This window comes from Acetobacter senegalensis, from assembly GCF_001580995.1.
Classification (GTDB): Bacteria; Pseudomonadota; Alphaproteobacteria; order Acetobacterales; family Acetobacteraceae; genus Acetobacter; species Acetobacter senegalensis.
In genome coordinates this window covers 1-22034 of the sequence record NZ_LHZU01000105.1, presented here as the reverse complement: position 1 = coordinate 22034, position 22034 = coordinate 1, and the positions used below count along the sequence as shown (strand labels likewise).

The 22034-nt window shown below is 59.2% G+C and carries 20 protein-coding genes; 12 read left to right on the top strand and 8 right to left on the bottom strand.

From position 1 onward, the window contains the following. Positions 1 to 66: 66 nt before the first annotated feature. Positions 67 to 759 (bottom strand): ATP-dependent Clp protease proteolytic subunit, encoded by a 693-nt coding sequence (locus tag AD948_RS03865; RefSeq protein ID WP_176364872.1) that lies wholly within the window; start codon positions 757 to 759, stop codon positions 67 to 69. Positions 760 to 904: 145 nt separating this feature from the next. Between AD948_RS03865 and AD948_RS03860 the strand changes: the two genes are divergently transcribed. The 7 genes from AD948_RS03860 (at position 905) to AD948_RS03830 (ending at position 9430) form a co-directional block, all read left to right on the top strand. Continuing rightward, positions 905 to 2128: a hypothetical protein gene (locus AD948_RS03860; RefSeq protein WP_248845910.1), complete on the top strand. Its 1224-nt coding sequence runs from the start codon at positions 905 to 907 to the stop codon at positions 2126 to 2128. Positions 2129 to 2301: 173 nt separating this feature from the next. Continuing rightward, a complete protein-coding gene (locus AD948_RS03855; protein WP_006559331.1) occupies positions 2302 to 3543 on the top strand; it encodes an LL-diaminopimelate aminotransferase in 1242 nt (413 codons plus the stop codon). Then, positions 3540 to 4856, top strand: a complete 1317-nt coding sequence (locus tag AD948_RS03850) for a homoserine dehydrogenase (RefSeq protein ID WP_061470815.1) — start codon at positions 3540 to 3542, stop codon at positions 4854 to 4856. The genes AD948_RS03855 and AD948_RS03850 overlap by 4 nt, the downstream gene beginning before the upstream one ends. 51 nt (positions 4857 to 4907) lie before the next feature. Beyond that, positions 4908 to 5906 (top strand): class II fructose-bisphosphatase, encoded by a 999-nt coding sequence (gene glpX, locus AD948_RS03845; protein ID WP_006559333.1) that lies wholly within the window; start codon positions 4908 to 4910, stop codon positions 5904 to 5906. Between the two features lie 54 nt (positions 5907 to 5960). Next, a complete protein-coding gene (gene recJ, locus AD948_RS03840; RefSeq protein ID WP_061470821.1) occupies positions 5961 to 7778 on the top strand; it encodes a single-stranded-DNA-specific exonuclease RecJ in 1818 nt (605 codons plus the stop codon). Between the two features lie 71 nt (positions 7779 to 7849). Then, on the top strand, positions 7850 to 8794 hold the full coding sequence (locus tag AD948_RS03835) for a DUF5655 domain-containing protein (RefSeq protein WP_061470813.1): 945 nt from the start codon (positions 7850 to 7852) through the stop codon (positions 8792 to 8794). Positions 8795 to 8914: 120 nt separating this feature from the next. After that, the gene (locus AD948_RS03830; protein WP_061470811.1) at positions 8915 to 9430 is read left to right on the top strand and encodes a peptide deformylase; all 516 of its coding nucleotides are present in this window, start codon (positions 8915 to 8917) and stop codon (positions 9428 to 9430) included. A gap of 123 nt (positions 9431 to 9553) precedes the next feature. On the opposite strand, the gene AD948_RS03825 is transcribed toward AD948_RS03830, so the two are convergent. Next, positions 9554 to 10480, bottom strand: a complete 927-nt coding sequence (locus AD948_RS03825) for a hypothetical protein (protein WP_061470808.1) — start codon at positions 10478 to 10480, stop codon at positions 9554 to 9556. A 294-nt stretch (positions 10481 to 10774) separates the two neighbouring features. Here AD948_RS03825 and AD948_RS03820 point away from each other — a divergent pair, with 294 nt between their 5' ends. Next, on the top strand, positions 10775 to 12031 hold the full coding sequence (locus tag AD948_RS03820; RefSeq protein ID WP_006560026.1) for a dicarboxylate/amino acid:cation symporter: 1257 nt from the start codon (positions 10775 to 10777) through the stop codon (positions 12029 to 12031). 139 nt (positions 12032 to 12170) lie between these two features. Here the strand turns inward: AD948_RS03820 and AD948_RS03815 are convergent, their stop codons facing one another. Then, complete coding sequence (locus tag AD948_RS03815) at positions 12171 to 13976, bottom strand: glycosyltransferase family 2 protein (RefSeq protein WP_156478917.1); 1806 nt, start codon at positions 13974 to 13976, stop codon at positions 12171 to 12173. A gap of 67 nt (positions 13977 to 14043) precedes the next feature. Between AD948_RS03815 and AD948_RS03810 the strand changes: the two genes are divergently transcribed. Continuing rightward, positions 14044 to 14430: a hypothetical protein gene (locus AD948_RS03810; RefSeq protein WP_061470804.1), complete on the top strand. Its 387-nt coding sequence runs from the start codon at positions 14044 to 14046 to the stop codon at positions 14428 to 14430. A gap of 144 nt (positions 14431 to 14574) precedes the next feature. Here the strand turns inward: AD948_RS03810 and pqqE are convergent, their stop codons facing one another. The 5 genes from pqqE to pqqA all read right to left on the bottom strand — a co-directional run bounded on the left by pqqE (position 14575) and on the right by pqqA (position 18029). Beyond that, complete coding sequence (gene pqqE, locus AD948_RS03805; RefSeq protein ID WP_061470802.1) at positions 14575 to 15672, bottom strand: pyrroloquinoline quinone biosynthesis protein PqqE; 1098 nt, start codon at positions 15670 to 15672, stop codon at positions 14575 to 14577. Further along, positions 15669 to 15941 carry a pyrroloquinoline quinone biosynthesis peptide chaperone PqqD gene (gene pqqD / locus AD948_RS03800; protein WP_061470820.1) on the bottom strand — a complete coding sequence of 91 codons (273 nt, stop codon included), beginning with the start codon at positions 15939 to 15941 and terminating at the stop codon, positions 15669 to 15671. Before pqqD ends, pqqE begins: the two co-directional genes overlap by 4 nt. Positions 15942 to 16231: 290 nt before the next feature. Further along, entirely contained in the window at positions 16232 to 16972 is a 741-nt protein-coding gene (gene pqqC / locus AD948_RS03795; RefSeq protein WP_061470800.1) for a pyrroloquinoline-quinone synthase PqqC, read from the bottom strand. Beyond that, positions 16969 to 17880 (bottom strand): pyrroloquinoline quinone biosynthesis protein PqqB, encoded by a 912-nt coding sequence (pqqB, locus tag AD948_RS03790; RefSeq protein ID WP_061470798.1) that lies wholly within the window; start codon positions 17878 to 17880, stop codon positions 16969 to 16971. The genes pqqC and pqqB overlap by 4 nt, the downstream gene beginning before the upstream one ends. Positions 17881 to 17948: 68 nt before the next feature. Continuing rightward, the gene (pqqA, locus tag AD948_RS03785; protein ID WP_035378309.1) at positions 17949 to 18029 is read right to left on the bottom strand and encodes a pyrroloquinoline quinone precursor peptide PqqA; all 81 of its coding nucleotides are present in this window, start codon (positions 18027 to 18029) and stop codon (positions 17949 to 17951) included. Between the two features lie 365 nt (positions 18030 to 18394). On the opposite strand from pqqA, the gene AD948_RS03780 reads away from it, so the two are divergent. Genes AD948_RS03780 through AD948_RS03770 form a run of 3 tightly spaced genes read left to right on the top strand, consistent with a single transcriptional unit; the run spans position 18395 to position 21993 of the window. Continuing rightward, positions 18395 to 19756, top strand: a complete 1362-nt coding sequence (locus tag AD948_RS03780) for a lipopolysaccharide biosynthesis protein (protein WP_050942415.1) — start codon at positions 18395 to 18397, stop codon at positions 19754 to 19756. Beyond that, positions 19753 to 20877 (top strand): ELM1/GtrOC1 family putative glycosyltransferase, encoded by a 1125-nt coding sequence (locus tag AD948_RS03775; protein ID WP_248845909.1) that lies wholly within the window; start codon positions 19753 to 19755, stop codon positions 20875 to 20877. The genes AD948_RS03780 and AD948_RS03775 overlap by 4 nt, the downstream gene beginning before the upstream one ends. A 45-nt stretch (positions 20878 to 20922) precedes the next feature. Further along, on the top strand, positions 20923 to 21993 hold the full coding sequence (locus tag AD948_RS03770) for a glycosyltransferase (protein ID WP_061470796.1): 1071 nt from the start codon (positions 20923 to 20925) through the stop codon (positions 21991 to 21993). Positions 21994 to 22034 lie beyond the last annotated feature (41 nt).

Sequence of the window (22034 nt, the reverse complement as noted above, 5' to 3'; positions counted from 1 at the left end):
AAGCCCGGTAAAACAAAACATGCTGCTCCCCACCCCGCAGGGTGAGGAGCAAAGCCGTTCCCCGATTTAGTGAAGATCAGAAAGCTGGGAAATGATCTTTGTCACTAAGCCGTATTCAATCGCTTCCTTGGCGGACATCCAGTAGTTGCGGTCCGTATCCTTGGCGATTTTTTCGTAAGACTGGCCTGTTTCACGCGCAAACAGGCGGTTCAGACGTTCACGCATCTTGATGATTTCGCGTGCTTCAATGTCGATATCGGTGGCCGGGCCACGCACACCACCCATCGGTTGATGCAGCAAGAAGCGCGTGTTGGGCAGGCAGAAGCGGCGGTTTTTCTGGCCGGCGGCAAAAATCAGCGCGCCAGCAGACGCCACCCAGCCGGTGCCGATCATGTTGACCGGCGCGATCGAATCGACAAAGCGGATCATGTCATGAATGGTGTCCCCGCTTTCAACGTGGCCACCGGGGGAGTTTACATACACATCAATCGGCTTGTCAGACTCGCCAGCCAGGGCCAGCAGGCGGCCGGTGACATCACGGGCTACCTTGTCGTTAATGCCGCCAAAAATCAGCACTTTGCGCTGTTTGAACAGCTTGTGCTCAAGCTCGCCAGCCGGTGCGCCGGGGGCTTTCACATCGTCTTTTTCCGGTGTTTCCGGCGCGTCCGGGCCATCCGGCCCTTCATCATCCAGTCTGATGGCGTCGCGGGAGAAAATACCCGTCATTCGTGTCTCCGCATGGTCTGTGTCACGGTTCATGCTTCTTATCCTGCGCCGCCTGCGCGCCCCTGCCAAGGGGCAATCCTATAATGCAGGTTCAACAGGCACGCCTGATCTCGCCACAACGGCGGGAAGACGGTAAGGTGCGCGCTGTTTATCAGCCCAGCGGAGCACCCGTCCCACCATGCAGCAAATGCGTCCTGAACAGAACCGGCCCTTCTGGCGGCATGGTCGCCCCGTTTCTGGCCAGACGGACGCAACGCGGACGGAGGATACCCCGGCACACGCACCCCTTGCCCATGCCGGGGAAGACCAGTCGCAAACCCACCGCACCGGGCAACGGCATGCCTCCGGCTTTCGTATGGGCGTGGTGCTGACAGCGGGCGTGCTGGTGCTGGCGGGGTGCCGCCATCAGGATGCGATCGACAGCACGCTGGAATGGACCCAGAACATGCGCGGGGGCGTGATCTCCCAGCAGCGGCCACCGCCGCCGGGCCGGTATGATCCCTACCCGCATGTGGGGCTGACCCCCACTCAGGCGCCGGCTCTGCCCTCCGCGCAGGCACGGGCCATGCTGACGGAACGGCTGATCCGTGACCGTAACCTGACCTACCGCACGGTTGCTGCCAACGGCACGCTCACGCCCGATATTCCGCCGCCGCCCAACGCCGCAGCGGCACAATCTGCGGCAGGCAAGGGGAGCGCGGATAAAGGCGCAGGCACCCCGGCTGCTGGCGCTGGCGCAAATGCGGCCAAGGACAAAGCCGCAGCGGGGCAGCAGGCGGCCAGCCTGCCACCGGATGCCGCCGGGGCCATTATGGATGCCGCGGAAGCACCACCCCAGCAGCCCACCACGCCACTACCTCCTGCCAAACCCGCGCCCTCCAAGCCAGCGGCAAAAGACACCAAAAAGGAGGCCGCCGCCGATGCGGAAGCCGACATGCCAGAAGTGGCCATGCCGGAAGTGAAGAACGGCGCGCAGAAGCCCCCCACGCCCGAAAGCGCCATTCCGCAGATTCCCGAGGGCCCGCCCGCACCGCCATCCTTCCCCGGATTTGATGTGCCGTCTGACGCCCATCTGCCCGATGGTGTGCAGCCCAATTATGATCTGAGCGACGCCAAAGGCACGGCCCTGCATTTCATGCCGCAATCTGACCAGCTTTCCGCAGGGCAGGAGAGCACATTGGCCAAACTGGTGCAGAAAACGCCGCACGGGCCGTTCTTTGTCCGTGGCTTTGGCAATTCCCCCTCACTCAGCCCGCAGGATCAGGCAGATGCCGTCCAGCTTGGCCTCTTGCGGGCGCAGCGCGTGGCTCAGGAACTGATCAAGCTGAATGCGCCGTCTGATGCCATTCATATCCGGGGGGATGCGTTCGGCACGGGGGCACGAATAGCCAATTCACCCTGATGCGAAGCCGGGGGGCACGGGCCTGTGGCACGCGCCCCTCGGCCAGCCATGCGACGGAAAGACGCTGGCCGCACGGCAAGAAGAGTTGCCTGATCCGTTTCTGCCATTACTATGTTTTTCCTCCGTAATCGTGCGGAATCTGAACCCCCTTATTTTCAGGGTCCTTTACGTCCATGACCGAAGATTTCCATCGCATCCGCCGCCTGCCGCCTTATGTCTTTGCCTCGGTAAACCAGGCCAAGGCGGCAGCCCGAGCGCGAGGCGAGGATATTATTGACCTTGGCATGGGCAACCCGGACAGCCCCACACCGCCCCACATTGTGGAAAAGCTGGTGGAAACGGTGCAGAATCCGCGTGCGCATGGCTATTCCGTCAGCAAGGGTATTCCGGGCCTGCGCCGGGCACTGGCGGGCTATTATGAACGCCGCTTCAACGTGAAGCTGGACCCTGAGCGGGAAGTGATCGCAACGCTGGGCTCCAAGGAAGGGCTGGCCAATCTGGCCTCCGCCATCACCAGCCCCGGTGACACCATTCTGGTGCCCAATCCATCCTACCCCATTCACCAGTTCGGGTTCATTATTGCGGGGGCGTCTGTCCGCTCCATTCCCGCCACGCCGGATGATAACATGCTGCGCGCGCTGGAACGTGCCGTGCGCCATTCCGTGCCCAAGCCCACGGCGCTGATTGTCAATTTCCCGTCCAACCCCACCGCATATCTAGCCGATCTGGATTTCTACAAGGAACTGGTGGCCTTTGCCCGGAGGGAGGAAATTTTCATCCTCTCGGACCTCGCCTACGCAGAAATCTATTTTGGAGATCTGGTGCCCCCGTCCATTCTGGCCGTGCCGGGGGCCAAAGATATTGCGGTGGAATTCACATCGCTTTCCAAAACCTACTGCATGGCTGGCTGGCGTATGGGGTTTGCCGCGGGCAATGAACGGCTGATTGCCGCGCTGACGCGCATTAAATCCTATCTGGATTACGGGGCGTTCACCCCCATTCAGGTCGCCGCCGTGGCCGCGCTGAATGGCCCGCAGGACTGCGTGGCCGATATCCGCGCCCTGTATAAAGAACGGCGTGATGTGCTGATCCGTGGTCTGCATGCCGCCGGGTGGGATGTGCCGTCCCCCGAAGGTTCCATGTTTGCGTGGGCCCCCATCCCTGAACCGTTCCGTGAAATGGGCAGCGTTGATTTCTCCAAGCTGCTGCTGAAAGAAGCCGGTGTGGCGGTGGCCCCCGGCCTTGGCTTTGGCGAGCATGGGGAAGGTTATGTGCGCATCGGGCTGGTGGAAAACACCCAGCGCCTGCGGCAGGCCACCCGCGCCATTCGTGGTTTCCTTGCAGCCCATGGCGTCAAGCCTGCGGCTGTGTCTTCTCCTTCCTCTGCAAGCAAGCCGGAGCCTGTCCAATCGTGAGTGTCTCTTCCTCCTCTTCTCCTCTTCGTCTCGGTATTGCTGGTCTTGGCACGGTGGGGGCGGGCGTTATCCGCCTGCTGGAAACCAATGCGGACCTGATTACCGCCCGCGCTGGCCGTCCGCTGAAAGTTGTGGCTGTCAGCGCGCGGGACCGCACGCGGGACCGTGGGGTGAACGTCTCCGGCCTGCGGTGGTATGACAACGCAGTTGATCTGGTGACAGACCCCGAAGTGGATGTGGTGGTGGAACTGATTGGCGGGGCCGAAGGGCAGGCCCGTGCTCTGGTTGAAACCGCACTGCAGGCAGGCAAGCCAGTGGTTACGGCCAACAAGGCGCTGCTGGCCATTCATGGCCCGGCGCTGGCGCAGGTCAGTGCGGAAAAATCCGCCCCGCTGCTGTTTGAAGCCGCGGTTGCGGGCGGTATTCCCGCCATCAAGACCGTGCGTGAAGGGCTGGCGGCAGATCGCCTGCTGCGCATTGGCGGCATTCTGAACGGCACCTGCAACTATATCCTGACCGTCATGCGCGAAACGGGGAAGGATTTCGGCTCTGTTCTGGCAGACGCCCAGCAGCTTGGTTACGCCGAAGCTGATCCCTCCACGGATATTGACGGGCTGGATGCCGCCCACAAACTGACCATTTTGGCCGGGCTGGCCTTTGGCCGCCCCGTGGCGTTTGACAGTGTGCATGTAGAAGGTATTCGCCGGATTGGCGCGGCAGATCTGAGCTTTGCCCGCAAGCTGGGCTATCGCATCAAACTGCTGGGGCTGGCCCGCGTGGGCGATGCTGGGCTTGAAGCCCGCGTTACCCCCTGCCTTGTGCCGGAAGATGCCCCCATTGCGCAGGTGGATGGCGTGTTCAATGCCGTGGTGGCAGAAGGCGCATTTGCAGGCCGCCTGATGATTGAAGGCCGGGGCGCGGGCGCAGGCCCCACTGCCAGCGCCGTGACGGCCGATCTGATTGATATTGCCCGTGGCAGCCACATCCCGGTGTGGGGCGTGCAGGTATCTGATATGCAACCTGTGCGGGCCTGCCCTCTTTCTGCCGGAAAGGGCGCGTTTTATCTGCGCCTGCGGGTGGAGGACCGACCCGGCGTGATTGCGGATATTACCGCCGTGCTGCGTGACTGTGGCGTTTCGCTGCGCAGCATGCTTCAGCCCACGCCGGAGAAGAACGACACCGCCCCGCATGTGCCCCTGGTGCTGGTGACGCATCAGACATCCGAGGCGGCCATGCAGGACGCCGTGACACGCATTGACCAGCTTGATGTGGTGACGGACACCCCGGTGATGATCCGGATTGAAACGGACTGAGCCTTCCGTGCGGAGCCAGTTCAAGCCTTAAGAAAGAGGATTTCCCCCCTGATGTCTGACACTCGTGAGCCTAAACAGTTTGTGGTTTCTGACCGCAATCTGGCGCTTGAACTGGTGCGTGTTACTGAAGCCGCCGCCCTTGCATCCTCTCACTGGACGGGCCGTGGCAAAAAGAACGATGCCGATGGCGCGGCTGTGGAAGCCATGCGCATTGCGTTTGACACCGTGGCCATTGATGGCACCGTGGTGATTGGCGAAGGCGAGATGGACGAAGCACCAATGCTCTACATTGGTGAAAAGGTGGGCGCTGGCGGCCCCGCCATGGACATTGCGGTGGACCCGCTTGAAGGCACCAATCTGTGCGCCAAGGACATGCCCAACGCCATTACCGTGGTTGCGCTGGCGGAAAAGGGCAACTTCCTGCACGCGCCAGACGTGTATATGGACAAGATTGTGGTTGGCCCCAACCTGCCCGACGGCGTGGTGGACCTTGAAGCCTCCATTGAGAACAATCTGCGCAATCTGGCCCGCGCCAAGAACAAGCCGATTGAAGACATTGTTCTGTGTACGCTCGACCGCGAACGCCATGAAGAACTGATTGCCAAAACGCGCGAAGCCGGTGCCCGTGTGCGCCTGCTGAGCGATGGTGACGTTGCCGCCGCCATTGCCGCCTGCATGGATAACAGCCAGGTGGATATCTATGCCGGTTCTGGCGGCGCGCCAGAAGGCGTGCTGGCCGCTGCTGCCGTGCGCTGCGTGGAAGGCCAAATGCAGGGCCGTCTGCTGTTTGAAGATGACGCCCAGCGTGAACGCGCCCAGAAAATGAACCCCGGCAAGGACCCGGACCGCAAGCTCGGCCTGCATGATATGGCGGCTGGTTCCGTGCTGTTCTCCGCCACGGGTGTCACCTCTGGCACGCTGCTGCGCGGTATCCGCCGTCTGCCCACACATGCCGTGACGCACTCACTGGTCATGCGCTCCAAATCCGGCACGGTGCGGTTTATTGAAGGGCACCACAACTTCTCCACCAAAACGTGGACGCCGCAATAACCCTGTGTGCCTTACCCCGCTTTGCCAGAAATGACTGCTTTTTCAGAGACAACCATGCTTCTGCCCCCTGATGACGCCGCGCCCCCGCAGGCTCGCGCCGCGCTGGGGGTGGAGGCCAGCCTGACAGGCCGCCGCTGGATGTGGCGGCCGGGGGCTGACAGCCCGGACCTGATGCGGCTGGGCGCAGCCATTGCCCAACGGGCCGGGCTGCCTGAAATTGTAGGCCGTCTGCTGGCATTGCGGGGCCTTTCTCTTGAAACCGCCGCAGATTTTCTGGACCCGAAGCTACGGGCGCTGATGCCCAATCCGTCCGAACTGCGGGATATGGATGTGGCAGCCGCCCGCATGGCTCAGGCCGTGCAAAAAGGCGAGACCATCGGTATTTTTGGCGATTATGACGTAGATGGCGCCTGCGCCTCCGGCATTCTGGCTTCTTTTTTTGAAGAACTGGGCTGTGCCGTGCACACCCATATTCCTGACCGCATGACCGAAGGCTACGGCCCCAATGTGCCCGCCCTTGAAGGGCTGGTGGCGCAGGGGGCCTCGCTGCTTGTGTGCGTGGATTGCGGTACTGCGGCCTCTGATATTCTGAACCAGATGGCGGGCAAGGCGGATCTGGTGGTGCTGGACCACCATAAATCCGAAGATGCGCTGCCTGCCATTCTGGCGACGGTGAACCCCAACCGGCCGGACTGCACCTCTGGCCTTGGGCATGTATGCGCTGCCGCACTGGCCTTTCTGGCTGCCGTTGCCACTGCACGCGATCTGCGCAGCGCAGGCTGGTTTGAAGCGCACCCCGCGCCAGACCTGATGCGCCAGCTTGATCTGGTGGCGCTTGCAACGGTGTGTGATGTCATGCCCCTGCAAGGGCTGAACCGGGCTTTTGTGGCGCAGGGCCTCAAGATCATGGCGCGCCGTCAGCGCACCGGCTTGGCCGCGCTGATGGAAATTGCGGGTGTAACCAAAGCGCCGGATGCGTTTTCCTGCGGGTTCGCCATCGGGCCACGCATCAACGCCGGGGGCCGCATTGCGGAGGCCGCACTGGGCCTGCGCCTGCTACGGAGTGAAGACGCGCATGAGGCCAAAATCATGGCCGAGCGGCTGGATGCCGTAAACCGCCGCCGCCAAGGGGTGGAAGCGGACATTCTTGATCTGGCCATGCAGCAGGCCGCCGCCCAGCGTGAAGCCGGGCATCCTGTCATTCTGCTCACAGGCAAGGACTGGCACCCCGGCGTAGTGGGCATTGTGGCAGGCCGCATCAAGGAACAGTTCAACCGCCCGGCTCTTGTGGGCGCTGCGCAGGATGATGGTTCCATCAAAGGCTCTGGTCGTTCCGTGCCGGGGCTTGATCTGGGCACGGTGATTATTGCCGCACGTCAGGCCGGACTGCTGACAACAGGCGGCGGCCACGCCATGGCAGCCGGTTTTTCCCTACCTGCCGAGAAGGTGGACGCCTTCCACACTTTTCTGGATGAACGGCTGGCCGGTGCCGCGCAACTGCCTGATGCCGTTGATCTGGAAATTGACGCCGCTCTCTCCGTTGCCGGTGCCACGGTGGAACTGGCACAGAACATGGCCTCTCTCGCCCCGTTTGGCGCGGGCAATGCCGAGCCTCTGGTGGCCCTCTCTCATGTGCAGATTATCAAAGCCGACCGTATTGGCCGAGATGGCAACACGCTGCGTCTGCTGCTGAAAGGCGCTGATGGCGGCCGCCTGAAAGCCCTGCTGTTCCGTGCCGGAGACAGCCCACTGGCCGCCACGCTGGAAGACACCACACGCCCCCCCATCCATCTGGCCGGCTATCTACGCGCCGAAAGCTGGAATGGCCGCACGGATGTCACCTTCTTCATTCAGGATGCTGCGTTGGTGTAAAAAGCCATGTCGTTCAGCATGGAATTTTGATAACGAATTTCTGTAAGCGGCAATTTTGGGAGCAGTGTGTTTTGGGCGATATCAAGCTTTTCCAGATACAGGATGGCACTGCGGCCGAACTTCCCGGATCATCCGCTCCTTTGGAAAAAGCGTTACAAACCCTTTTTGAAAAAAACCTTGAAGCCTTTCTGGGTGTGCGTTTCCTGGCATCAGAATTTCCGACCACGCACGGCGGAAGAATGGATACGCTGGGGTTAGATGAAAATTATTATCCCGTCATTATAGAATACAAACGGAATTTAAATGAAAACGTCATCAATCAAGGACTGTTCTATCTTGATTGGCTGATGGATCATAAATCTGATTTTCGATTTCTGACACAAGATAAATTGGGAAATGAATGCGCGGATGCCATAGAATGGAGTGCTCCCCGCCTGATCTGTATTGCCGCAGATTTTACCAAATATGATCTGCATGCCGTAAAACAGATGGGACGAAACATTGAGTTGATCCGGTACCGCCGCTTTGGTGACAGCCTTATCATGCTTGATCTTCTCAGTAGTGTTTCTACCAACGGCTCTGTTCATCCCACCAGCCTCTCAACGCCCCTGTCATCTTCTCATGCGGTTCCGGCGGACAGTATAAAATCCTCTGCCAAATACAAAACAAATTCAGAAAGCCTTGAGGGTGCCAAAGAGGATCTTCAAAACCTGTATTCTGATGTCACCACATATCTGCTCTCTCTGGGAGATGATGTGTCACAAAAAACACTGCGCTATTATTTTGCCTTCAAACGTATAAAAAATTTCGCCTGTCTGGAAATAAAACCAACCATTGATGTCATCAAACTCTTCCTGAAAGTTAATCCTGATACAATTTCCTTGATAGATGGCTTTACCCGGGATGTGAGGAATATCGGCCACTTTGGTACAGGGGACCTAGAAGTCACACTCCGCGATCTTTCTGATCTGGAAAAAGCAAAACCGCTCATAGAAAAATCTTACGAAAATTCCTGATTCCTCTAGCCATCAAAGAGAATATTTCTTTCCGTGGCAGCCATACTCTGCACGTTCTGATTCCTGCTGTTCCTGATTTTTTCGATTATACCTGGTATAAATCTCGCCTGGAAAACGTCCATGACCGCACAACCGATTGTTCTTTTTCCTGATCAGCGCCTGCGGCAGGTGGCAACGCCTGTCAGTGTTTTTGATGAGGCGCTGCACAGTCTGGCGGGTGATCTGTTAGATACCGTTCGGGCAGCACCGGGTATTGGCATTACCGGGCCGCATATTGGTGTGGGGCTGCGTGTGGTTGTGCTTGACCTGCCGGATGGCTCGGGGCCGCAGACCTATATCAACCCGGAAATTGTTCAGGTTTCTGAAAACACCGTCCAGCATGAGGAAGGCAGCATCTCCATGCCCGGTGTGGTTGAAACCCTGACGCGAGCGGCAAAAGTGACCGTGCGCTATATGGACCTGAAAGGTCAGCCCCAAACCGAAGAAGCTGAAGGCCTGCGTGCTGTATGCCACCAGCATGAGATTGATCAGCTTGACGGTATTTTCTGGATACAGAGACTCTCGGCCCTACGCCGTAGCCGCGTGCTGGCACGTTATGAAAAGCTCAGACGTAGCCAGCGGCAGAACACGGTGTAAAGCGCCAGCACAAAGCATGCGGCCCTTTATTGAATAAGAGAGCGGCTGAAGCATAGGGGTGTGCGTGGAAAAATCCCCGTACTGCCCAGCGCAACTTGCATGGCTGCCTTTTACAACAGCCCCTCAGAAAACGGTATTGATGGCAACCTGCGGGGCAATCTTCACGCTGGTGTTGTGCCCGGCGTAATAAACGGATGCCCCCGCAATAACACCCCACCGGGCGTTCCAGTTATATTCCAGGGCAGGGGCCACCTGCCAGTCTCCGGAGGAGGAGCCTGTGCGGTCCATATACTGCCCGGTCTTGGTGTGCCCCCACACGCGGGAACCGTTGGCCCAGTCCCGCGCAACGTCAATGGCCAGCACCCACTGGCGGTTGACGCCATATTCAAGCGAAAACCCGGTCTGGCCGCTCATGCCGGGGCGACCCTTACCGCGAAACCCTGCCGTTGTGCCGTAGGAGGTGACATCCCGCAGCGTAGCGCCGTTCAAGGCGCGGCGGAACCAGTTCCAGACGCGCAGGCGCAGGGCATGGTGGCCCGGTAACTGATAGGTGGACTGGCTCAGCAGGGCTGTGCGGAACACGTAGGACCCCGCGCCAACGCCATCCTGCCCATGGTCCAGCCGGCTGTAATCTCCAGTGGGGAACACAACCCCGGCAAACAGATTGAGGCCCGGAATATACCGCTTGGGGTTGGGGTTCACGAAGCGCCAGATCAGGTCAACCGGAAAATCTCCAAACTTGGGGCCGGTGGAATGACCATCATTCTTTTTCCAGCCGTAACTGACAACGGTGTGCGCCTGAATGCTCAGATAATCGGTGAGCCCGTACTTCCACATGGTTGAGTTACTGAACAGTTGCTGGCGTGGGTGCTGGGGGTGACTGATGCCATGCGCATCATAATACCCAATGGGCTGGCTGTAGGTGTAATAGGGCTCAATCCCGGCATCTCCGGCATGGTCCTTGGCGCTGGCGGGGGAGACGAGGGAGCCTGTATACCATTGCTGCTGGGCCTGCGCCTGATGGCTAAAAGCAAGGAGAAGGCCAGTCATTCCAAAGTATAAAAAAGACCATTTTTTTGTTTTTTGTAGAATAACCGTCATGATCTGGTGAAAAAGCCCGCAATTTCATAAATAAGAAACAAAACAGTACAGACTCCCAGACAGAACGATACGATTATGTATCGTAATTGTCGGAAAGTGTTTGGCTTTTTACAGACAGAATCGAAAATCTTGCAATCGGATAAAGGAACAAAATTTCTAATTTTGACCTGATCGTCCGTTTTCTTTATACCCTCGCTCTTTGTTCCACTGGCTCATTGACCATAAGGATAAAGGGGGAAGCGCATGGGCTCAGCCGCTCAGCCAGCCAACACCCGCAAACGCACATATGCCATTCTGGTGGCGCTTGTGCTTGGCGTTGTTTCAGGGTTGGCCGTTCACTCGTTCCTGCCGGCTTATGTTCATGATGCTGAACAGATCGCGTCTTTGCTGACGGGCCTGTTCCTGCGGCTGATCCGTATGGTCATTGCGCCGCTGGTGTTTGCAACGCTTGTCAGCGGTATTGGCAAGCTGGGGGATGATACGCTGGTGCTGCGCGTGGGTGGGCGCGTGCTGCTGTGGTTTATCTGCATGTCCTTCCTCTCGCTTATCATCGGGCTGGTGGCGGCCAACGTGCTGCGCCCTGGTGCCGGCTTTTCCGCGCCGCTTCCGTCCGATATTTCCAGCCTGAAGCACCCGTTCCAGCCCATTGATTTCATTCTGCACATCGTGCCCACCAGCATTCTGGATTCCATGGCCCGGAATGACATCCTGCAGATTGTGGTGTTTTCCGTGCTGTTTGGCCTGTCTCTCCCCGCTGCGGGCAAGGCCGGTAAAACCATGCTGGCGTGGTCTGAAGAACTGTCTCACATCATGCTGCGCATGACGGACATGGTCATGGTGCTGGCCCCGCTTGCGGTGTTTGGCTCCATCATGGGCAGTCTGGCCCATAGCGGCATAGATATGCTGATACAGTTTGGCCGGTTTCTGCTGGAATTCTACAGCACCATCATGGCGCAATGGGTGGTGCTGACGGGCCTTGCGTTCTGTGTGCTTGGTCCGCGCCTCAAACCGTTGATCAAAAATCTGGTGCAGCCGGTTCTGCTGGGCTTTTCAACTGCCAGCAGTGAATCCGCCTATCCCCTCCTGCTTGAAAAGCTTGAGGAATCTGGCGTGCCCGCCCGGATTGCAGGCTTTGTGCTGCCGTTGGGGTACAGCTTCAATCTTGATGGCTCCATCATGTTCCAGTCCTTCGGGGCCATTTTTATCGCGCAGGCTTATGGCATCCATCTGCCATGGAGCCAGCAGATCCTGATGGTGCTGGTCATGATGCTCAGCAGCAAGGGCATTGCCGGGGTGCCTCGGGCCTCACTGGTTACGCTGGTGGCTGTTCTGCCGCAGTTCGGCCTGCCTGAAAGCGGCATTGCGCTTATTCTGGGCATTGATCATTTTCTGGATATGGCCCGCACCGCCACCAACGTTCTGGGCAACGGTTACGCTGCCGCTGTCTCCGCCAAGTGGGAGGGTGTCCTCTCCGATGGTCCTGCCGAGGACACGGTCTAAGGGGATATCCGCAAACCGGCCCTTACTCTATTTTAGAAGGCGAGGGACCGGTTGTGATGCGGTAAGGAATGTCATCTCACCTGCACGCTTTCCTTTCCGGAGGGAGAGAAAAGCGTTGGAGATATGAAAAGAAAGACCCTTACTTCTTTGTGATGTCGTTCTTATAGACATTTCGCCAGAATGCTTCCGTGCTCATGTCCAGATAGTGGGCCTGATACTCGCTCTGAAGTGCTGCGTAGCGTGCCTTGAATTCCTTTTTCACACGATGGAAAAATTTGGTTTCCTTCAGCAGGCGCGCAGTATCGCGGTGCACGACATACCCTTCCTGTGTGGGCTCATAATAGTACAACACATTTTTATACCGGAAAGTCTCGCGCGGATCGCCAGCAAAGTTCTTGCGTTGCAGAAGAATGCTGTTCTTGCGCAGCTTTTCTGGCAACAGCAGCCCATTGAGGGAGAGTTTACGCACAACCCGCCGCCGTATCCGTTCCTGCCACTGGCCCGGAATCTGGTCTACCGGCGCAGGAAGGTCAGGAAGTGCCACTTTGCGCATTTTTTCCTGCTGGACAAGCGGCGCGAATTTCTTGCGGATCTGGGACATATCAATATTCTCCACCCAGAAATCCGGCCCTTTCATCACGTCCATCACGGCAATGGAAATCGCGCATGCGGTCGCGTAGTTGTAGGACTGCGTGGCATCCCTGAAGAAGTCGTTCAGCAGATGAATGCAGTCGGCAGCGTTGGCATTCATATGGGTCAGTTTCTGGACAAGATGGTTCCGCACATCCAGATAAATCTGGAAAGGCCCGCTCTTGTACCCAAAGTCATCCCCATAGGAGGCAATGCCATTCTGCGTGATGATGCGGAACTTATTCATCATGCCGAACATGATGTCATCGCCGCGCACAAAGAACGGAAAGGCGTAGTGCTGTACGTCCGCCAGAGCAAAGGCGAAGAACCACCATCCACCAAAATCCGGTCTCCGAACCTCCACTTCGCTCAGCAGAAGATCATGCACGCTGCGCATGTCCAGACCATGTTTCAGCGGGCGGCATTTGCCATCAAACTGCGCCCCTTTTTCAAACAGGAAGTGGGGAGCCAGTTCTCTCAGAAGAGCCCCGGCAACCGCTACCTTTTCAACACTGGCGTAGGAGAGAAGGGTATAGGTCCGAAAAATGGCCTCAAGTTCACAGGATGCATCATCATCCATAAACAGGCAGTGGGTGACTGTCCCGTTGTCCTTCAATGCCAGAAGGCCGCGGGTAAAGCCGCCTGAACCGCCCAGATTGCGGTTGGGAATAAGGGTGGCCCCATGCACATCCGCGTCGGTCAACGTGCAGGAATTATCCACAACGGTAAGCTGAATCTTGTCAGCAATTTCCGGAACGGCAGCAAGGCCGGACTGGATACGGCGCGTGGCCTTGCGTACCGCATTTTCCCGTTTGAAGTGGGTGATGACAATACCGAGCTTGATGTCTCTTTCAGGGGGCGTAGAGGTGGCGAACCACCCGCCCGTTATGGAGGCTTCATCCAGCGCTTCGATCTGGGCATACAGCATGCCGTTTACCAATGTGGGCCATTCTTCCACATTGATCTGTACGGGTGTTTGTGGGTCAAGCGTGACTTTCTGTTCCACCAGGAACCGTTGATCACACCCCAGACGATGCACGCCCAGCCGGATCACAACCTTTCCCGTGCCGGTCAGGAAAAAAGCCAGATCCTGTATGGCGCAGTTTTCCTTCCAGGACTGGATGGTCAAGCCATTATAGAATGTATCAAATGAACAACGGCCGAATTTTTCAAGAATAATCGTGTTTTCAGAAAACAGGATGGTGCCTTCTCTGTCATGCACTCGGGCGTACATTGTGGCAGGGGTACCAAACTCAAGATTGGGCATCAGCAAATGTTGAATGGGGTAGTGCGGTAATGGAGTCTGGCTGTTCATGTTCAGAAAATTCTTTCAAATAAGGACGAGCGTGCCGTCATACCCTTGATCAGGATAGCGCCTTAATATGTCGTCTGGGGGTGTGGTTGAGCGGTATGGCACGCCAGATCCGGCAGAAGAGTTGCGTGCCGAATGGTGTGGCTTCCCGGCAGGGCCGTGGGGTATCGCGTTTTCAAATTCGCCTCTTCAGCCACCAAAAGATCTCCCTGTTTTTTGCCGCAGACGTCTTAAACAGTTTTTTACAAGCGAGGACATTAGCGCATACAGGTCAAGGGCCATAGAATCTGAGCGGCTGCTGATAAAATTAAAATCAGTTAATGAAGTGCAAGATCGTCTCGCTGCGTCAGCGCGCGATCAGTGTCTTTTCTGGGCGAAAGACGAAAATCGTCAAGAACTGGCGATAGGTCGGTATTTTCATTTTATGAATGAAAGAACAGAAGAAAATCAGAAATGAGCACTCTGTTTTCGTCTTGAAAAAAGGGGCGACCAGTCTCCCAGAACCGAGGGAACGTCCCTCTCGCAAGCACTGTGAAAGAAATATGATCGTTCTTCAGGGGCTTGCGGCGGGACGACCGGCTTTGGGGCAGAGAAGCCGTTTCTAACCGTTCTGCGCGTTGCCATACTGGCGATAACGGAACGCAGGCGGCACGGCAGGACGTTCCGCAATGGCTTTTTCAATCAGCCCATGGCCGGGAGCCCGATGGCAGACAGGATCGGTTGCTCCGGCATCACCAGCCAGCGCCAGCGCCTGACAGCGGCATCCGCCCCAGTCATCTTCCTTGAAGGCGCAACTGCGGCAGGGGTCTGGCATCCAGTCCGTGCCCCGATACAGGGTGAACAATGGTGAATCCTGCCAGATGGCGGCAAGCCCTTCCTCCCGCACGGTGGGAAAGGTAAGGCCCGGAATACTCTCCGCCGCATGGCATGGCAGAACCTTGCCGGTGGGCGAGATATTGATGAACCGCTGCCCCCAACCGCCCATGCAGGGCTTGGGCTGATCGGCATAGTAGTCGGGCGTTACAAAATCGATCGCAATGCGTGTGCCAAAATGCGCGCGGGCGGCGGCCACGGCGCGTTCGGTTTCTTCAAGCTGCGCGCGGGAGGGCAGCAGTGCATCACGGTTCAGTAACCCCCAGCCGTAATATTGGGTGTGTGCAATTTCCACCCGGCGCGCGCCAAGTTGGTCCGCCATGTTCAGCATGGCGGGCACCCGTTCGGCGTTCTGGCGGTGAATAACAAAGTTCAGCGTTAGGGGCAGGCCGTCTTCCACAATCAGACGGGCGGCTTCCAGCTTTTTGGCCTGCGCCCCCGCCATGCCGCCAATACGCTCGGCCTGCTGCGCATCTGCGTCCTGAAAGGAAAGCTGCACATGGTCCAGCCCGGCATCAGCCAACGCTTTCAGGCTGGTGGCGTTTATCAGTACGCCAGACGTAATCAGGTTGGTGTAAAGCCCCAGCCCAACCGCATGCGCTACCAACTCCGGCAGATCAGGCCGGGCCATGGGCTCCCCGCCGGAGAAATGCACCTGTAACACGCCCATGGCGGCGGCTTCTTCCAGCACGCGCTTCCATTCTGCCGTTTCAAGCTCCCCCGCACGCACATCCAGCTTCAGCGGGTTGGAACAATAGGGGCATTGCAGCGGGCAGCGGTGCGTCAGTTCCGCCAGCAGACTCATGGGGGGCGGGGCAGTGGTCATGCCGTCTGCAATACCTGTTTGTCCGCCAGTTCCTGCACCATGCGCAGCACATCCTGCGCAATGGTCTCACGCGGGGCGGCAAATTTCTGGCACAACTGGTTGATAATGGCCCCCACGGTGCGCTTACCATTCACCAGTTGCAGAATTTCCGCTGCAATCGGGTCAGCAAAAAAAGCCCGTTCCGGTGCCTGAATAAACCATTGCTCCCGCACACGGTCATATTGCAGCCGCGTGCCACGGCGGAAACGCAGCACTACCTGCTCCGTCATTCCCTCCGTGGCAGGCAGCCCCTCGGTCCCGGCGCTGCCGTTCGCGGGGCTTGCCGTTGCGGCCTCTTGCTGTGCCGCTTCAGTGCCAGTGCCAGTGCCAGTGCCAGTGCCAGTGCCAGTGCCAGTGCCAGTGCCAGTGCCAGTGCCAGTGCCAGTGCCGTTTTCTACAGGCGCGGCCTTTTGTTCCGGGGCGGCCGTGGCCGATACGGCGGCGTGGGGCGGTTCAGGGGACGCGGCGGAGGCCGCTCCTGCTCCTGCTCCGGTTTCTGGTGCGTGCGCGGTGTGTGCTGTCATACATCCTCCTGCGGGCGGAACGCACCCGGCGGAATGTTGCCGGGAGAGACATAGGCATAATCAAGCTCATCCAGCATGGACCATAGCACGCCGCACTTGAATTTAAGCGCGTTCAATACTGCCTGCTGCTGCTCAACCGTGCGGGCATGTTCTTTCACATAAGCCAGCGCAAAGGCGGAGTCCTGCGGGGCCTGCGTCAGGCGCGGCGTGAAGTAGGCCAGCGTTTCTTCCGTCACAAAATCATAGTTGCGCAACATGCCGGACACACGTTCGCTAATGATGGTGGGGGAGAACAGTTCCGTCAGGGAGGAGGCAATGGCTTCCAGAATGGAGCGCTCGCGCACAAAATGCACATAGGCTTCCACCGCAAAGCGAGTGCCGGGCAGCAAGCCATCGAGCGATTCCACGTACGCACGGTCCAGCCCCAGCCCATTCGTCAGCTTCAGCCAGCGGGCCACGCCGCCGGTGCCGGGTTCCGTGCCATCATGGTCAATCAGCCGCCGCCGCCATTCGCGCCGCAGTTCCGCCGTGGGCAGGCGGGCCAGCAGGGTGGCATCCTTGGCGGGAATACTGGCCTGATAATAATAGCGGTTCAGCGCCCACGCCTGCACCTGCCCCTTGGTCAGCTTTCCATCATGCAGCGCCCGGTGAAAGGGGTGCAGGTTGTGGTAGCGCTCCGCGCCAATGGCACGCAGGGCGGCTTCCAGTTCAGCGGGGGAAAGCAGGCGGTTGGTCATAATGTTACCCTCATGCCGTCAAAGGCGACGTCCCATCCCGCCTGTTCCACCTCTTTGCGTTCGGGTGAGTCAGACAGAAGAATGGGGTTGGAATTGTTGATATGGATTAGAATTTTGCGGCCAATATGCAGGGGGCGGAAAGCAGCCATGGTGCCATCAGGCTCATCCGCAACGGACATATGGCCCATGCGCTTGCCGGTTTTAACCCCAAGCCCGGCGCGCACCATCTCATCATCCGTCCAGAGGGTGCCGTCAAAGAACACTGCATCAGCGCCGTCCATGCGGGTGCGCAGGGCGTCTGTCATCACCGCGCAACCGGGAATGAACAGGGCGCGGTGTGTGCCGTCAGACAGTTCCAGCCCAATGGTCTCGCCATCCGTCTTCACTTCCGCCGGGTTGGCGCCCTGTTCCGCATACAGGGGCACTTTGCCGGGCACGGCAAACGGCGTGATGGTAAAGCCAGCGGGTTTCAGGGCCAGAGGCTGATCCAGCACCATGGCGTGGCGGGGCACCAATGTGCGGTCCAGCGCTTCAAAAATGGGGTTGGCGTCAAGCTGCACCAGCACCGGGGCAGCGGCATACAGGTCAAACGCCTGTTTTTCCCGTAGGGTCAGAAGCCCGGTTATGGTGTCAATTTCACCACTGGTCAGCACCACACCGGCAATGGGGGTGGAGCGTAACCCCGTTTTGGGGTGCAGGGCAGGGGTCTGGTTGATCTGGGCCCGTAGGTCGGGCGAGGCATTGAGCACGTACCATTGAGCGCCATCCCCGCTTACCGCGATGGAGGCCTGGGTACGGGCCGGGGCTGTAGGGTCACCTGCGCGGGCGCGGTTGCACCCCGGTGCGTTTGAATTCCATTGCGGGAAGCCCCCGCCAGCGGCAGCGCCAAGAACGATGATATCAAGCATGGGCTGCTTTTAGAGAAAAAAGACCGCCAGCGCGAGTAAGGAACCCGCATTGCTGGCGGTGGAGAGACTTATTTCTTCTGGCCGCAAACGTAGCTGTTGATTTCAGCGCCCAGAGGAATTTCGGTGATTTTCGGTGCGGTCCAGGCCATGATGGCTCTCCCTGTCTGCGTCATGGATAGAGTTTAATGCAGCCCCCGCACGGACAGGCCGCCCAGCAGGCTGCATACAGGCGGAGTGTGAGGAAAAACGGGCACAGTGCAACCTTTTTCCGCCCGGAATCTGGCTTTCAACCGAGTCTTCACGGAACTGTGATTATCGCCCCGGCCCGGCTGTGCCGCTGGGCGTGGGCTCTTTTTTCGGCACGCAGGGTTTGCCACAGCTGGCTCTGGCTTTTAAACCCATGCCAACACAGCACGGAGCCTGTCGGTTTCTCCCCCGGTGCAGAACACACTGGACACAGGCGGAGGCAAGGCACCATGCAGGCTATGGCGCGGCGTGTCAGACGCGAGGATGGATGAATAATCGGGTCAGAGCGCTTTTTGCTCGGGTTTTCCGCAATACGGGGTACCTGCTCACCGGCAAGGGAGCCACGGCGGCACTTGCGCTGGGCAGTACGGCGCTGGCCGTGCGCGCCCTTGGGCTGGAAGAATACGGCATTCTGCTGCTGATCAATTCCTTCACCAGCTCCTGCTCCGTGGGGACGCGGTTTCAGTCCTGGCAGCCGCTGCTGCAATACGGCAACGCCCTGTTCAAACGGGCGGATAAAACCGCGTTCCAAACCCTCATGCGCCATTGCGCCGTGCTGGATGGAATGGGGGCGCTCATCGCCCTGACTGTCGCGCTGTTATGCAGCCTCTGGCTGGGGCATGCTTTTGGCTGGCCGGAATCCTATGGCCGCATGCCGCTGTGGTATCTGACAGTCGTGCTGTTCATGAACACCGGCTCCGCGCTGGGTGTCATGCGGCTGACCAACCGGTACGAGCTTTCCGTGCTGGCGGATGCGCTCAGCGGTATCGTCCGTTTTCTGGGCTGTATTGCCGGGTTCGTTCTGCACTGGACCCTCCAGGATTTTCTGGCCCTCTGGTATGCCTCCTTTGTGGCCGCCTTCACGCTGGATGGGGTGATTGCCCTGTGGGTGCTGGGCCATACGGATGCGCTCAAGGGGTTCAGCCTGTGGGGTGTGCCCTGGCTTAGTCCCATCAAGGGGCTGTGGCGCTTTACATTCTCCGTCAGCGTCGATCAGGCGCTCTCCCGGCTGTCCACACGGCTTACGGTGCTGGTGGTGGGCATTGTGCTGGGGCCGCAAAGCGCTGCCATTTATAATGTCACCTGGCAGATATCGGACGGCATGGCCCGCCCCGCGCAAATGATGACCCCCGCTTTGTATCCAGAACTCGTCGCCCTGCGGGACAAGCGGGATTGGGCGTCCATCCGGCAGGTCACAAACCGCATCCTGCAAGCGCTGGGGGCGTTCTCTGTTGTGGTTATTCTGGCGGCGGCCTTTGTGGGGCCGTGGCTTTTGCATGTGCTGCTTACGGTGCCGTGGTCCGGCACCCGCACCCTGCTGCTGCTTATGACCACCACCGCCATTCTTGATCTGTGGGATGTTCCGTTGGAACCCATTCTGGTCTCCCTCAACCGCGCGCATCAGCTTCTGCTGGGCCGCGTGGCGACCATGTGCTTCTCCCTCCCGTTTCTCTACTGGCTGGCTTCCATATGGGGCATGACAGGAGCGGGCTTGGCTACGTTATTAAGTGAACTCGGTATCTTCCTCTCGCGTCTGGGTCCGTATCTTGTCATGAGCCGCCATAAAAACTTCCAAAACGCCCAGGAAGATCCCGCTCCTTCCTCCTCAATCAGCGAGTCTGAAGAGTGACCTCTTTCAATCCTGAAGCGCCTGTCTGGATTCTTGATACTGCCCGGCTGGGAGAAATGGCTCAGTGCCGCGTTCTGGCGGAAACACTGGGTGTCCCATTTACCTTCCTGCCGCTGGGGGAGGGGTTTTCCCTGCCTCCCTCCGTGCCGGATCTGTCGGCTCTTCGGCTTATTCTCTCTTTTGGGAACACGGCAAAAGCTGCTCTGGCCCTGCGTGAGCGCTGCATGGCGTATCTTCAGGCAGGCGGCACGGGCCTGCGTCCGCTTATCGTGCATCTGGGCCGCCCCAGCCATATTCCCGCCGCCGCGTTTGATCTGATAATCGTCCTGCCGCAGGATGATTACCCCCTTGCGCCCAACATGCTGCGTCTGGCCCTGCCGCTGAACGGTGCCTCCCTCTCGCGCCCCAGTTTTCCTGATCCCGGCGCACGGCAGGGCGGCACGGTGGCGCTGTATGGGGCCGCCAGCAAACATTTTACCCATACGCTGGCCGCCACACGCAGCCTTGTGCTGTTCACGCAGCGTCTGGCCGCCGCTAACGGAGAGCGTGCACAGATCATCACCGGCCCGCGCACCACGGCGGAGGAAGCAGGCTGGCTCAAAACCCTCACAGCGGGGACAGATGTGGCCCTGCACCTGTTCAGCTCGCAAACGCGCCAGTTTCAGAACGCGCTGGCAACCGGCAGCCGCTTTGTGGTCACGGCGGATAGCGCCTCCATGGTGGCGGATGCCTGCCGCACCGGCGCGCCTGTGTGGCTCTTTCCGTTACCGGCACGCCATACTGCCTCCACCCGCCTGCAAGGGATGATGGATGCCGCCGGGCTGCGCGGTATGCGGCATACGCTGGTGCGGCAGGGGAAACTCGGCAGCGGGGCGGATTTCACGCGCTGGCATGCGTGGCTGCAACGCATGGGGTATGTGCGGCTGGCCCGCCCCGGCCTTTCCACGGGCGATCTGATATGGCACCCCGCTGCCGGACGAGCGGATCGGGATCTGGCCCTGTGCCGCGACCGTATTCTCGCCATGCCCGGCTTTGCCAGATCCATACGCAACACCCCCTCCGCCCCCAAAGAGCCCGAGCCCGCTGCCGTGGAACAAGCCGCACCCTGCCCAGCCCTGTGAAACCCTTTTACGCACGGGCGACAGTTTGAAACAGGAGGCTCTCTTTTGAGCACTGCCACGTCAGAACAGCAGGCCGATCAGGCAACCCAGAGCCAGACCTGCGCGGTTACCGTCACGTATGGCAGCCGCCTTGCGCTGGTGGAGCAGGTTGTGCAGGGCGCGCTGGCCTGCGGGGCCGGGCATGTGGTGGTGGTGGATAACGGCACGGCATCTGCCGTTGCCGCCGGGCTGTCCGCCTTGCCCGCACAGTTTGGCGCAGAACGTGTGAGCGTGGTGCGCCTGCCAGAAAACATGGGGTCTGCCGGAGGGTTCCGTGCCGGGGTGGAGGCCGCAGCCGCCCGCCCGGAAACGGGCCATATCTGGCTTCTGGATGATGACAATTTGCCCGCGCCGGACGCCCTGACTGTTCTGGCAAAAATCTGGCGGCTGATGGGCGCACGGCCAGATGTGGCGCTGGTCAGCTTTCGGCCGGACAAACGCACGTACCAAAAGCTGATTACGCGGGATAAGCCTAACAGCCTTCTGCCCAACAGCTTCTTTGGTTTTTCCGTGCAAAGCCCGTGGCAAAAACAGACCGTGGCCCACTGGCGGCAGGAAGGACTGGCCTGCTGGTCCATGGACATGGCGGGTTACGGGGGCCTGTGGTTCCACAAGCACGGATTGCAGAAAACCGGCCTGCCAGACGCCCGCTTCTACCTTTATTTCGATGATTATGATTTCACCCTGCGCATGACAGAAGGCGGAGGCCAGATATGGCTGTGCCAGCACAGCACGCTGACAGACCTTGAGCCATCATGGACCGAGGGCAAGGCCATTCTCCATCCGTGGCTGCAACCGGAAAACGGCCTCATCCGGCCTTATTTTTCCATCAGGAACCGCATCATTCTTGAAAAACGGGCCGTGCATAGCCGCGCCATTTATCGGCTGAACCGAACCCTGTTCCTGCTGATCAAGGTGTTCTGCGCCACCCCGCGCAGCGTGGGGTATCACCTGCGCCACCCTGTGCGCATGTTCCGCCGCTGGCAACTGATCCGCAAAGCCATTCGGGATGGTGAGGCAGAACGGTTCGACAACAGCCTTGCTCATCCTGCCAGTGTCAGACCGCCCGCAGGCTGAGCCCTGATATCAGGGCTCAGCCTGCGGGCGGTCTGACACTG

Coding starts and splice junctions, on each gene's coding strand:
- AD948_RS03865 (WP_176364872.1), bottom strand. CDS start 759: ATGAACCGTGACACAGACCATGCGGAGACACGAATGACGGGTATTTTC.
- AD948_RS03860 (WP_248845910.1), top strand. CDS start 905: ATGCAGCAAATGCGTCCTGAACAGAACCGGCCCTTCTGGCGGCATGGT.
- AD948_RS03855 (WP_006559331.1), top strand. CDS start 2,302: ATGACCGAAGATTTCCATCGCATCCGCCGCCTGCCGCCTTATGTCTTT.
- glpX (WP_006559333.1), top strand. CDS start 4,908: ATGTCTGACACTCGTGAGCCTAAACAGTTTGTGGTTTCTGACCGCAAT.
- recJ (WP_061470821.1), top strand. CDS start 5,961: ATGCTTCTGCCCCCTGATGACGCCGCGCCCCCGCAGGCTCGCGCCGCG.
- AD948_RS03830 (WP_061470811.1), top strand. CDS start 8,915: ATGACCGCACAACCGATTGTTCTTTTTCCTGATCAGCGCCTGCGGCAG.
- AD948_RS03825 (WP_061470808.1), bottom strand. CDS start 10,480: ATGACTGGCCTTCTCCTTGCTTTTAGCCATCAGGCGCAGGCCCAGCAG.
- AD948_RS03820 (WP_006560026.1), top strand. CDS start 10,775: ATGGGCTCAGCCGCTCAGCCAGCCAACACCCGCAAACGCACATATGCC.
- AD948_RS03815 (WP_156478917.1), bottom strand. CDS start 13,976: ATGAACAGCCAGACTCCATTACCGCACTACCCCATTCAACATTTGCTG.
- AD948_RS03810 (WP_061470804.1), top strand. CDS start 14,044: ATGTCGTCTGGGGGTGTGGTTGAGCGGTATGGCACGCCAGATCCGGCA.
- pqqE (WP_061470802.1), bottom strand. CDS start 15,672: ATGACCACTGCCCCGCCCCCCATGAGTCTGCTGGCGGAACTGACGCAC.
- pqqD (WP_061470820.1), bottom strand. CDS start 15,941: ATGACGGAGCAGGTAGTGCTGCGTTTCCGCCGTGGCACGCGGCTGCAA.
- pqqC (WP_061470800.1), bottom strand. CDS start 16,972: ATGACCAACCGCCTGCTTTCCCCCGCTGAACTGGAAGCCGCCCTGCGT.
- pqqB (WP_061470798.1), bottom strand. CDS start 17,880: ATGCTTGATATCATCGTTCTTGGCGCTGCCGCTGGCGGGGGCTTCCCG.
- pqqA (WP_035378309.1), bottom strand. CDS start 18,029: ATGGCCTGGACCGCACCGAAAATCACCGAAATTCCTCTGGGCGCTGAA.
- AD948_RS03780 (WP_050942415.1), top strand. CDS start 18,395: ATGAATAATCGGGTCAGAGCGCTTTTTGCTCGGGTTTTCCGCAATACG.